The organism is Polaromonas eurypsychrophila (genome assembly GCF_014641715.1).
Lineage (GTDB): Bacteria > Pseudomonadota > Gammaproteobacteria > Burkholderiales > Burkholderiaceae_C > Polaromonas > Polaromonas eurypsychrophila.
Genome location: NZ_BMIG01000006.1, coordinates 16903 through 28531 on the forward strand (window position 1 = coordinate 16903; position 11629 = coordinate 28531).

Genomic DNA, 11629 nt, shown 5'->3' on the forward strand with positions numbered 1-11629 from the left:
GGCCGATTTGACTGATTTTTGCAAGGTGGCTCAGGCCGAAAACGGATCGCGCAGCAGGATGGTGTGGTCGCGGTCCGGGCTGGTCGAGATCATGTGGATGGGCACGCCGGTGACCTCCTCGATGCGTTTGAGGTAACGCTGGGCCGCCGCGGGCAGCTTGTCGTAATCGGTGACACCAACCGTGCTCTGGGTCCAGCCCGGCAGGCTTTCGTAAATCGGCTTGCAACTGGCAATTTCTTCGGCGCCCATGGGCAGGATGTCGGTGATGCGGCCGTCCAGCTCGTAGCCGGTGCACAGCTCCAGAGTCTTGATGCCGTCCAGCACGTCCAGCTTGGTGATACACAGGCCGGACAGGCCATTGACCTGGGCCGAGCGTTTGAGCAGGGCCGCGTCAAACCAGCCGCAGCGCCGGCTGCGACCGGTGGTCACGCCTTTTTCGGCACCCACGGTGCTCATGTGATAACCCGGCGTGCCCGGTGTTTCCCAGTCGAGTTCGGTGGGGAACGGACCGCCGCCCACGCGGGTGCAGTAGGCCTTGGTGATGCCCAGGATGTAGTGCAGCATGCCCGGCCCGACACCGGCGCCGGCGGCCGCATTGCCGGCCACGCAGTTGCTGGATGTCACAAACGGGTAGGTGCCGTGGTCCACATCGAGCAGCGTGCCCTGCGCGCCCTCGAACAGCAGGTTGGCGCCGCCGGCATTGGCGTCGTTGAGTTCGCGCGACACGTCGGCCATCATGGGTTTGAGCAGTTCGGCGTGGCGCATGGCCTCGTCGTACACCGGCTGGAACTCAACCGCTGGCGCATGGAGGTAACCGGTCAGCACGAAGTTGTGCAGATCCAGCAGTTCACGCAGCTTTGTGGCAAAACGCTCGGGGTGTTTGAGGTCCTGCACGCGCAGCGCGCGGCGGGCGATCTTGTCTTCGTAGGCCGGGCCGATGCCGCGGCCGGTGGTGCCGATCTTGCCGGTGCCGCCGGTTTCGCGGCGGGTCTCGCGCGCCACATCGAGCGCCACGTGGAAGGGCAGGATCAGCGGGCAGGCTTCGCTGATGCGCAGGCGTGAACGCACCTCGACACCGGCTTTTTCCAGGCCCTCGATTTCCTCGAACAGCTTGGCCGCCGACAGCACCACACCGTTGCCGATGTAGCATTTGACGCCCGGACGCATGATGCCACTGGGGATCAGGTGCAGCGCGGTCTTGATGCCGTTGATGACCAGCGTGTGGCCGGCGTTGTGGCCGCCCTGGAAACGCACCACGCCCTGCGAGCTTTCGGTCAGCCAGTCCACCAGCTTGCCCTTGCCCTCGTCACCCCACTGAGTACCCACGACCACCACGTTGCGGCCGGCGGTTGCGGCAGTTGTCTTTGTCATCTTCGTTTACTCGTTAAGAATGGATGGGGAAATGCGGACGCGTACGCCGATCAGGCGGGCGTTTTGGCGAGTTGCCGGACCTGCCACTGGCCGGCCAGGCTGACCAGCTCGCGGTCGCAATCGAATTCGTCGACTTCATGCTCGTGACCGGGCAACACGCAGGCCACGGTATCGCCGCCGGCACGCAGTTTGGCAATGGCAGCACGCAGGCCGGCATCCTCACCCCAGGGCGCACGAATCGCAGGCCGCAGCGGTTTGGGCAACAGCACGCTGACCAGCTCCTTCAGGTCCAGACTGAAGCCGGCCGCCGGGCGATTGCGCCCGAACACCGCGCCGACCTCGTCGTAGCGGCCGCCGCGCACCAGCTCGGCGCCCTGACCGCCGTCTCGCTGGCCATGGCCGTAGATGGCAAAACGTGTACCACTGTAATAGGCATAACCGCGCAGGTCGGCCAGGTCGAAGGCGATGCGGACGGGTCCGGCCAGTGCCTGCACATGGGTCGCCAGCCATTTCAGGTTCTGCAGCGCCCTCAGCGCTTCGGGTACCGCTTTGAAGGCCTTTTCAGCCTCTGCCAGCACCTTGTCGTCGCCATACATCTGCAGCAACATCAGCAGGCCCTGACGTGCTGCAGAAGGCAGCTCGCCGTTGAGGCTGGCCATCAGGCTGGCGAGTTCGCTGGCATCCTTCGCGGCCAGGGCGGCGTGGATGCGCGCCAGCATGGAAGGACTGATCCTGGCGCCAGCCAGCAGGCTGCTGACGATGCGCACATCGGCCATGTCGACAGAAAGTTGCGTGACCCCGGCGGTGCTTAGACCTTCGAGTGCCAGCAACTGGGCTTCCAGATCGGCTTCGAGCCCGGCATGTCCGTAAATCTCGGCGCCGAACTGCAGCGGCTCGCGCGTCGCATGCGGCCGGTCGGCGCGGGTGTGCAGCACCGGCCCGCAGTAACACAGGCGGGCCACACCCTGGCGGTTGAGCAGGTGGGCATCGATGCGCGCCACTTGCGGTGTGGTGTCGGCGCGCAGGCCCAGGGTGCGGCCGGAGAGCTGGTCCACCAGCTTGAAGGTCTGCAGATCCAGTGCTTCACCGGTGCCGGTCAGCAGGGATTCGAGGTGTTCGAGCAGCGGCGGCATGACCAGCTCGTAGCCGTAGCTGCGAGCCGTGTCGAGAAACAAACGGCGCAACTCCTCGATGTGACGCGCCTCGGAGGGCAGGACATCGGCAATTTGATCCGGCAATTGCCATGATGACGACCAGGCGGGCATGTATTTATCGTGCGCTGTTAAAAACAGGATTTTACCGGGCTTGAGCCCGGTTTTCGGCCGGGCGGTGACCGGATGCACCGTGTGGGCGCAAATAGCTGCAACTTGATGCGGCGCCCTAAAGCAGAAATAGCATCCAGGCCAGGCCAGCGCCCATGCTGCACAAGCCGAAGAAGCGGATCTGGCCGTTGCTCATGGTCAGGATTTGCTCAAACATGCGGCGCCAGCCGCCCGGTGAGAGAAAAGGAAAGAGGCCCTCCAGGACCAGCAGGCAGGCCAAAGCCAGCCAGAGCGTGCTGCTGTCCAGGAAAAACCTACTTCTTCGCCGGGGCGCTGCCCGCGCCGGCGCCGCGCATGGCCTTGAAGAATTCGGACGAAGGATCGATCACCATCACGTCGCTTTTCTTCGCAAAGCTGGCCTTATAGGCATCCAGGCTGCGGTAGAACTGGGCGAACTGCGGGTCGCGGCCGAAGGCGTCGTTGTAGACCGAAGCGGCCTGGCCGTCGCCTTCACCCTTGATCTTCTGGGCATCGCGATAGGCGTTGGCAATCGTCACCTCGCGCTGGCGGTCTGCATCGGCGCGGATTTTCTCGCCTTCGGCGGCACCGGTGGAGCGCAGCTCGTTGGCCACGCGTTTGCGTTCGGCTTCCATGCGGCGGTAGACCGACTCGGTGATGGCTTCGACATAGTCCGCGCGGGTCAGGCGCACGTCGACAATCTCAATTCCCCAGCTCTTGCTCTTGACGTTTTCCTGCACCTGGCGCTGAACCTCGACCATAAGGGATTCGCGCTTGGTGGAGATCAGCTCACGAACCGTACGCTTGCTGATCTCTTCCTGGAAAGCGTTGCGTACCTCCCTGCTGAGCTGGTTGGCGCCGGCTTTTTCGTCTGCCCCCAGCGCACGGATGTATTCAGACGGATTGGAGATGCGCCAGCGCAAATACCAGTCGATCACCAGCCGCTGCTTTTCTGCGGTCAAAACAGGCTCCGTGTCGGTGCTGTCGAGCGTCAACAAACGCTTGTCCAGGTATTTGACGTCCTGAAACGGCGGCGGCAACTTGAAGTTGAGGCCAGGCTCGGTGATGACTTCCTTGATTTGGCCAAGTGCGTAAATCACACCATACTGGCGTTGATCAACCACAAACAGCATGGAACTGGCCAGTGCGAGCAGCACCAGCAGGGATGAGGCAATAAATCCAACTCGGTTCACGATCTTGTCCTCTTAACGGGTTTCGCGATCGCGGGTGCGTGCTGCATCCCGGACGCGTGGATCAACGGTGCTGGCAGGCACGCCGGAGTTCAAGGGCACGCTGGCGACCCCTGGCACAGTGGCGGCATCGCTGCTAGCAGCAGGTCCGCTCTGGGCCGACTGCTGCATGATCTTGTCGAGCGGCAAATACAGCAGGTTGGAGCCCTGTTTGGAATCGACCAGTACCTTGGTGACGTTGCTGTACACCTGCTGCATGGCGTCGGTGTACATGCGATCGCGGGTCACCTGGGGCGCCTTCTGGTACTCGGCAAGCACCGAGCGGAAGCGTTGTGCATCACCCTGAGCCTGTGCCACGATGCGGGCCTTGTAGGCTTCGGACTCTTCCTTCAGGCGCGAGGCCGAACCCACAGCCCGCGGAATCACGTCATTAGCGTAGGCCTGGGCTTCATTTTTGGCACGCTCGCGCTCCTGGCCCGCCTTGAGCACATCATCGAAGGCGGGCTGGACCTGCTCGGGTGGCCGCACGCCACCTTGCTGCATGTTGATGCCCACGATCTCGACACCGACCTTGTAGCGGTCCAGAATGGTCTGCATCAATTTGCGCACCCTCGGACCGATCTGCTCACGCTCTTCCCCGAGTGCTGCGTCCATGCGCATTTTTCCGACCACTTCACGCACGGCGGTTTCAGCAGCTTGCACCACCGCATCTGCCGGATTTTTGCTTTCAAACAAATAGGCGCGCGCGTCGCTCAGGCGGTACTGGACGGCGAACTTGATTTCCACGATGTTTTCGTCTTCTGTCAACATCGCCGACTCACGCAGCCCGGTGGATTTGACAATGCTGTCCCTGCCGACATCGACCGACCGGGTCTGGGTGACCACCAATGTTTCGTGTCGTTGTATGGGATACGGCAAGCGCCAGTTGAAACCGGCCCCTTGCGTTGATTTGAATTTGCCGAACTGGGTGATCACGGCCTGCTGGCCCTCTTGCACGATGAAAAACCCGGTGCCCAGCCAGATCAGTACGGCCACCAGCGCGATCAAACCCACACCGATACCAGCACTTTTCATGTCAGGCTGGAAACCGCCAGGGCCGCCGCTGCCACCACCGCCACCCAAACCGCCAAGTCCCCGGGTGCGCTGGCCGGACTTGTTGCCGCCAAACAGGCCGCCGAGCTTGCGGTTGAAGTCACGCCACAACTCATCCAGATCGGGCGGCCCCTGGTTCGGGCCCTGGCCTTGCGGCGGAGGGCGGTTGGGTGCCGGTGGCTTGGGGGGCGCCGGCTCATCGCGTCCAGCCTCTGGCTTGTTTTCGTCCGGACCCGCCTTGTTGTCGTCGTCGCGGCCCCAGCGGGGGTCATTCAAATTGAACATCCCCCGCAGGCGTTGCCCCAGTCGGGCCGGTAGGGTCGTCAGTGTCTGTAGCACAGGGTTCAGGTTCATGGAATCAGGCTCATTTTTTTTCATTACTCCGACATTGTGCCCAATCACGAGACAGCCTCACTGATTTGGGGGGTATCTTCGGCCGGCGGCAGCGCTGCATGCCGGGCCAGCAACTCGCGCAGCAGGGGCAAGCCTTCCCCGCTCTGGGCACTGACAAACACGCGCTCGACGCGTTTACCGGTATCGGAAAACGCATCCTTGACCTCGAAACTGTCACTCAATTGCAGCGGCCAGCGTGATTTTTCAAGGGCATCGAGCTTGTTGAACACCAGGATCTGCGGCACATCGGCAGCACCAATCTCAGCCAGCACGCGCTGCACCTGCTCGATCTGCTCCAGATGGTCCGGGTTGGCGCCATCGACCACATGGATCAGCAGGTCCGCATCGGTGGCCTCTTGCAAGGTGGCAGCAAACGCATCAATCAATCCGTGCGGCAGGTCCCGGATAAATCCCACGGTGTCGGACAGCGAGACCGAACGCGCCGCATCACCCAGGTAGAGCTGGCGCGTGGTGGTGTCCAGCGTGGCAAACAACTGGTCGGCTGCGTAGGCGCGGGCCTTGACCAGCGCATTGAACAGCGTGGATTTGCCGGCGTTGGTATAACCGACCAGCGAGACCGTGAAGGCATTGCGCCGCTCGCGCTGGCGGCGCTGGGTTTGCCGCTGCTTCTTGACTTTGACCAGGCGTTCCTTGGTGCGCTTGATGGACTCACCGATCATGCGCTTGTCGAGTTCGATCTGCTTCTCGCCGGGGCCACCGCGTACGCCGGCACCGCCAGTTTGCCGCTCCAGGTGGGACCAGCGCCTGACCAGGCGTGTGGACAAATACTGCAGGCGCGCCAACTCCACCTGCAGCTTGCCCTCGTGGCTGCGCGCGCGCTGGCCAAAAATTTCAAGAATCAGCAAGGTGCGGTCGTTGACCGGAAGACCCAGCACCCGCTCCAGGTTGCGCTGCTGCGCGGGGCTCAGGGACTGGTCGAACAGGATTTCGCTGGCACCGGTTTCCAGTGCCAGCATTTTGATTTCGTCGGCCTTGCCGCTGCCGATGAACAGCGCCGCATCGGGCGCGCGGCGCTTGCAAACCACGCACGCAACCGGCTGCAGGCCGGCCGTCTGGGCCAGCAAGCCCAGCTCTTCCAGGCCGGCATCAAAATTGGGAACACCTAAATCAACCCCGACCAGGATGGCCAGGGGGGCCGATGTAGCGGGAGTGTCCAGAGGCCTCAGCTGACTGGGCTTTCCGGAGCTTCAGCCGCAGCGAAGTTGACGGCACGACCGGGAACAATGGTCGAAATCGCGTGCTTGTAAACCATCTGGGTGACGGTATTGCGCAGCAGCACAACGTATTGATCGAAAGATTCGATCTGGCCTTGAAGCTTGATGCCGTTAACGAGGTAAATCGAAACCGGCACATGCTCACGGCGCAAAGTGTTGAGGAACGGGTCCTGCAACAGCTGACCTTTGTTATTGCTCACGATATTTTCCGTGTTCAAGAGTTGATAGAACTTCACCTTACCACAGGCCATCCGCCGCAAATGTAGGTTTAAGCTGAATCTTTGTCGGCGAAAGGGTTGCTCGACGATTTCATCTGGATGCGCAGCGGCGTGCCAACCAGTTCGAACTCCTTGCGAAAGCGCCCTTCCAGGAAGCGCTTGTAGGAATCCGTCACGTGTTCCAGCGAATTGCCATGCACGATGATGATGGGCGGGTTCATGCCGCCCTGGTGGGCATAACGCAGCTTGGGTCGGAACATGCCGGCGCGCTGCGGGCTCTGAAACTGCACCGCCTCCAGCAACAGGCGGGTCAGCACGGGGGTGGACATCTTGCGGTTGGCCGAGGCGTGGGCCTGGACGATGGATTTCCAGACCGGGCCCAGACCCTGACGCTTGATCGCTGAAATATTGTGGATGGACGCAAATTTCAGAAAAGACAGGCGCGTCTCGACAGAGCGCTCAAGGGTTTCACGCTGGTAGCTGTCCACCGCATCCCATTTATTGACCGCCAGCACCACGGCACGACCGCTTTCCAGGATGTAGCCGGCAATGTGGGCGTCCTGGTCGGTCACACCCTGGGTCGCGTCCAGCAGCAGCAGCACCACATTGGCGCTTTCAATGGCCTGCAAGGTCTTGACCACGGAGAATTTCTCAATCGCCTCGAACACCTTGCCCTTGCGGCGAAGCCCGGCGGTGTCTATCAGCTCGAACTTCTGGCCGGCTTTTTCAAACGGCACCGAAATCGCGTCGCGCGTCGTGCCCGGCTGGTCAAACGCCACCAGCCGTTCCTCACCAAGCCAAGTGTTGATCAGCGTCGATTTACCGACATTGGGACGGCCGGCAACCGCAAGTTTGATCACGGTCGGGTCGGCGGGTTCACCCTCCTCGTCCGGATCCGGCAGATTCAGCGGCTGCAGAGCCAGCTCAGCCAGGGTGCGCATGCCCTGGCCATGGGAGGCGGACACGGCAAGAACTTCGCCGAGGCCGAGCTCGAAAAACTCGGACAGTTGCACCCCTTCAGTCATGCCCTCGGCCTTGTTGGCCGTCAGCACCGTCGGTTTGCCCAGCTTGCGCAAATACCTGGCGATTTCATGGTCCTGGGCGTTCACGCCAGCGCGTGCATCGACCACAAACACGACGACGTCGGCCTCGGCCACCGCCTGCCGGGTCTGCTTGGCCATTTCCTTGTAGATACCGTCGATGGCCTTGGGCTCAAAGCCGCCGGTATCGATGACGATGAACTCTTGTGAGCCCAGACGGCCGTTGCCGTAATGGCGGTCCCGCGTCAGACCGGCATAGTCGGCCACAATTGCGTCGCGCGACTTGGTCAGCCGGTTAAAAATCGTCGATTTACCCACATTGGGGCGACCGACCAGGGCGAGAACAGGTTTCACTAAATGGGCATTCAAGGCGGAGAGATCAGCCCCTTCGGGGCAGCGAAAGAAACGAAGTGACAAGCGCGCGGGTCAGCTCTTCCCAAGCCGGGGCCGCGGATCCGCCTTCGCCGGTCCGCAGGCGCAGCGCCCCTTGTTCCTGTGCAAGGGGCAGCGCAACGCCGAAGGCGCACGAAGTGACAAGCATGGGGGCCACCATTTACTCAGGGGCAAAACCGTACACGGCGCCTGATCGGTTCACGGTAATCAAGGTGTTGGCAGCCAGCACCGGCGAAGCCGCCACTGGCGAGCCGTCGGTGCTGAGGCGGTTCATCACGGAGCCGTCGGCGCGCGACAGCAGGTGGATGAAACCGGCTGAATCGCCAATGGCGATGGAGCGTCCCACCACCACCGGTGAGGTCAGGTTGCGGTAACGCAGACGGTCCGTGCTCCAGGCACTTTCGCCATCGGCGCGGCGCCAGGCCAGCACCCTGCCGTCGGCTTCGGTGCCAAACACCAGGCTGTCGTCGCCGTCCACGCCTTGGGCGCCGTTGGCGGGTTTGCTCCACAGCAAGGTGCCGCGCCCGGCGTCGACGCAGCCGACGCTGGCCTGGAAGGCCCTGGCGCACACCGTGTTGGCGTCGCGGCTGACGGTACCCACGAGGTCCACCAGGCGCTCCACATCATTGATGCCACGCGGCGAAGCAATCGGTGCTTCCCAGCGGATGCTGCCGTTGAGAGGGTTCAGCCCGGTCAGCCGGCCGGCTAGCCCGACCACCAGCGTGTCGCCGACAGCCAACATGACGCCGGACTGCCGCAGCACGAGCGGCTCGCTCGGACGCTGCTGGGTCCAGAGCTTACGCCCGGTCTGGCCGTCAAAGGCATTGACCGAGCGGTCGGCGGCCAGCACAAAGACCCTTCCGCCAGCGACAAAAGGTGAGCTGAAAGCCTGCGCCGCCAGTTTTTGGCGCCACATTTCGCGGCCACCGGCAAGGGCCACCACTTCGTTGGCGCGTGTGACCACAGCAGCCAGTTGACCGTCGCTGCCGACACCGGCGGCAATCGGCGTGCCGATGTTGGTACGCCAGAGGTCGCGCCCGGTTCGGGCGTCCAGCGAAGCCACCGTGCCGTCCGCACTGGCGACCACCACCGCGTCACCAGCCACCTCGACTTCGAGCGGGAAGCCGACTTCACCAATGCGGGCGGTCCAGGCTTGGCGAACCGGCACCAGCGCAACCACCGGCTGCAATTCGGCCGGCTGCGGTTTCTTGACAGAGCCGCCAAAGAATCCGCTGAACATCGAACAACCGGACAACAGTGCTATTAAAACAATAGTTACTGGCGCTTTACCAGCATGGGCCAGAGGCCTAAAAGACTTGAAAATCACTGCTTGACCTCCGGGGCGGACGCGGGAGAAACTGCAGCGGCTGCTGCAGGGACGGACAATGCCGCTGACGGATTGACTCCGAGCGCATTGAGTTTGACTTCGACCAGGCGTCGGTACTCGGTGCGCTCGTCCATGCCTTTGTAGGCTTTTTCGTATTCAGCTTTGGCTTCGCTTTTTTTGCCTTGCGCAGCAAATATGTCGCCACGCCGGTCTGCCACCAGCGCCGTAAAATCCTTGGGGAAGGTGCCAGATAGCTGCTGCAGCGCTTCGTCATGGGCCTTGGCTTCAAGCAGCACTCCCGCCAGGCGCAGTTTTGCAATTGCCTGGTAACCCTCATCAGCACTTTTGCCGGCCACCCAGGCCAGGGCCGCCTTGGCGCCATCGATATTGCCCTTGTCGTAATAGGTCTTGGCAGCCAGCAGCCCGGCCTGCTGCGCAAATGCCGTGCCACCGAACTTGTCCTTCATGTCGGCCAGCGAGCGATCCAGACGGCTTGCGTCCCCGGACGTGGCTGCACGTTCCACCTCGTCATACATGATGGCGGCCTGCGCCTGCTGACTACGCTGCCAGTATTGGTAACCGTTCCATGCGGCAAAGCTGCCGAAGATAACAATCAGGCCCCAGGTAATCAGGTTGCCGTATTGCTTCCAGAAGTGCTTGAGCTCGTCAAGCTGCTCCTGTTCTTCCAAATCGAGATGTTTTGCCATAAAGCGCTTCTTGTTCTGTCCGATGATGTATGTTGATGCCCAACAAGGAATGTCGATTGTAGGGTGCGGGTCAGCTAGCGCTGCGCAAGCCCTGCGCCCAGGAGGGAACGGCGTCCAGCGGCTGCAGGACCTGGGCTTGCGCAAGGTCGCCCTTGTCTCCACGCAAAGCCTTGACTGCCACGCAGCCTTCTGCAAGCTCGGCCTGTCCAAAAATCAGCGCAAAACGCGCCCCGCTGCCATCGGCTTTTTTGAACTGGGACTTCATGCTGCCCATGCCGTCCGCGCTGCCGGCGTGCATCTGCACACTGACACCTTCGGCGCGCAGAGTTTCGCAGGTTGCCATGGCGGTTGGCATGAGCTCTGCGGATGGCACGATGGCGTAAACGTCGGGCGCTCGCTCGGGCGGTGACACGCCGACTGCTTCGAGCAGCAGCAGCATACGCTCCACGCCCATGCCCCAACCCACCGCCGGGGTGGGTTTCCCGCCAAGCTGCTCGAACAGGCCATCGTAGCGGCCACCGCCACAAACCGTGCCCTGCGAACCGAGCTTGTCCGTGATCCATTCGAACACGGTGAGGTTGTAATAGTCCATGCCTCGCACCAGGCGCGGATTGATGCGGTAGGCCAGTCCCGCTGCGTCGAGCACTGCGCGCACAGCACTCAGGTGCGCAAGCGAAGCCTCACCAAGAAAACCCATGAGTTGAGGCGCTGCTTCGACGACCGCCTGAAGTGCGGGATTTTTAGTATCGAGGATCCGCAGTGGATTGCTGTGCAACCGGCGCTTCGCGTCTTCGTCCAGTACATCGGCATGCGCTTCGAAATGCGCAATCAACGCCGCGCGATGCGCCAGACGCTCGCCCGGCTGACCCAGGCTGTTCAACTCGAGTCGCACATGCTCCATCGGGATGCCCAGATCGCGCAGCAATGCGCGGCACATCAGGATCTGCTCAGCGTCCACATCCGGCCCCGCAAAGCCCAGCGCTTCGACATCAATCTGGTGGAACTGGCGGTAGCGCCCTTTCTGCGGCCGCTCATGGCGAAACAGCGACACGGCCGACCAGACCCGCATCGGCCCGTTGTACAGCGCGTTGTGCTCGACCATCGCACGCACGATGCCGGCGGTAGCCTCAGGACGCAGCGTGAGCCTGTCGCCATTCATTGAGTCCACAAAGGAGTACATCTCCTTTTCCACGATATCGGTCACTTCGCCAAGGCCACGCACGAACAGCGCCGTCGGTTCGACGATCGGCGTGCGCACGTTGGCATAGGCGTAACGCGCCATCAGCGCACGCACCTTGGCCTCAAACCATTCCCAGCGCGCCGCATCGGGCGGCAATATATCGTTCATGCCTTTGACGGCAGTCAGTTTTTCAGCCATGGCGT

General features: G+C 62.3%; 11 protein-coding genes. All 11 read right to left on the bottom strand.

The genetic code is table 11. The features are described from left to right. Positions 1-30: 30 nt before the first annotated feature. Positions 31-1371 (bottom strand): adenylosuccinate synthase, encoded by a 1341-nt coding sequence (locus tag IEX16_RS09680; RefSeq protein ID WP_188708257.1) that lies wholly within the window; start codon positions 1369-1371, stop codon positions 31-33. 50 nt (positions 1372-1421) lie between these two features. After that, entirely contained in the window at positions 1422-2636 is a 1215-nt protein-coding gene (locus IEX16_RS09685; protein ID WP_188708259.1) for an ATP phosphoribosyltransferase regulatory subunit, read from the bottom strand. 115 nt (positions 2637-2751) lie between these two features. Further along, a complete protein-coding gene (locus IEX16_RS09690) occupies positions 2752-2913 on the bottom strand; it encodes a DUF2065 domain-containing protein (RefSeq protein ID WP_308421329.1) in 162 nt (53 codons plus the stop codon). A gap of 34 nt (positions 2914-2947) precedes the next feature. Next, a complete protein-coding gene (gene hflC, locus IEX16_RS09695) occupies positions 2948-3844 on the bottom strand; it encodes a protease modulator HflC (protein ID WP_188708260.1) in 897 nt (298 codons plus the stop codon). Positions 3845-3856: 12 nt separating this feature from the next. After that, on the bottom strand, positions 3857-5287 hold the full coding sequence (gene hflK / locus IEX16_RS09700; protein ID WP_188708262.1) for an FtsH protease activity modulator HflK: 1431 nt from the start codon (positions 5285-5287) through the stop codon (positions 3857-3859). 44 nt (positions 5288-5331) lie between these two features. Next, positions 5332-6504, bottom strand: coding sequence for a GTPase HflX (gene hflX / locus IEX16_RS09705; RefSeq protein ID WP_460885587.1), 1173 nt, complete (start codon positions 6502-6504; stop codon positions 5332-5334). A 5-nt stretch (positions 6505-6509) separates the two neighbouring features. Further along, the gene (gene hfq / locus IEX16_RS09710; protein ID WP_505810985.1) at positions 6510-6779 is read right to left on the bottom strand and encodes an RNA chaperone Hfq; all 270 of its coding nucleotides are present in this window, start codon (positions 6777-6779) and stop codon (positions 6510-6512) included. Positions 6780-6829: 50 nt separating this feature from the next. Continuing rightward, complete coding sequence (gene der, locus IEX16_RS09715) at positions 6830-8173, bottom strand: ribosome biogenesis GTPase Der (protein ID WP_188708266.1); 1344 nt, start codon at positions 8171-8173, stop codon at positions 6830-6832. 199 nt (positions 8174-8372) lie between these two features. Next, positions 8373-9539, bottom strand: coding sequence for an outer membrane protein assembly factor BamB (gene bamB, locus IEX16_RS09720; protein ID WP_188708268.1), 1167 nt, complete (start codon positions 9537-9539; stop codon positions 8373-8375). Next, positions 9536-10246: a YfgM family protein gene (locus IEX16_RS09725; protein ID WP_188708270.1), complete on the bottom strand. Its 711-nt coding sequence runs from the start codon at positions 10244-10246 to the stop codon at positions 9536-9538. Before IEX16_RS09725 ends, bamB begins: the two co-directional genes overlap by 4 nt. Positions 10247-10316: 70 nt before the next feature. Then, the gene (gene hisS / locus IEX16_RS09730; protein ID WP_188708272.1) at positions 10317-11624 is read right to left on the bottom strand and encodes a histidine--tRNA ligase; all 1308 of its coding nucleotides are present in this window, start codon (positions 11622-11624) and stop codon (positions 10317-10319) included. Positions 11625-11629: the final 5 nt, after the last annotated feature.

Bases quoted from the DNA above. Each gene is read 5' to 3' on its own strand.
- IEX16_RS09680 (WP_188708257.1), bottom strand. From the start codon at position 1,371: ATGACAAAGACAACTGCCGCAACCGCCGGCCGCAACGTGGTGGTCGTG.
- IEX16_RS09685 (WP_188708259.1), bottom strand. From the start codon at position 2,636: ATGCCCGCCTGGTCGTCATCATGGCAATTGCCGGATCAAATTGCCGAT.
- hflK (WP_188708262.1), bottom strand. From the start codon at position 5,287: ATGAACCTGAACCCTGTGCTACAGACACTGACGACCCTACCGGCCCGA.
- IEX16_RS09725 (WP_188708270.1), bottom strand. From the start codon at position 10,246: ATGGCAAAACATCTCGATTTGGAAGAACAGGAGCAGCTTGACGAGCTC.
- hisS (WP_188708272.1), bottom strand. From the start codon at position 11,624: ATGGCTGAAAAACTGACTGCCGTCAAAGGCATGAACGATATATTGCCG.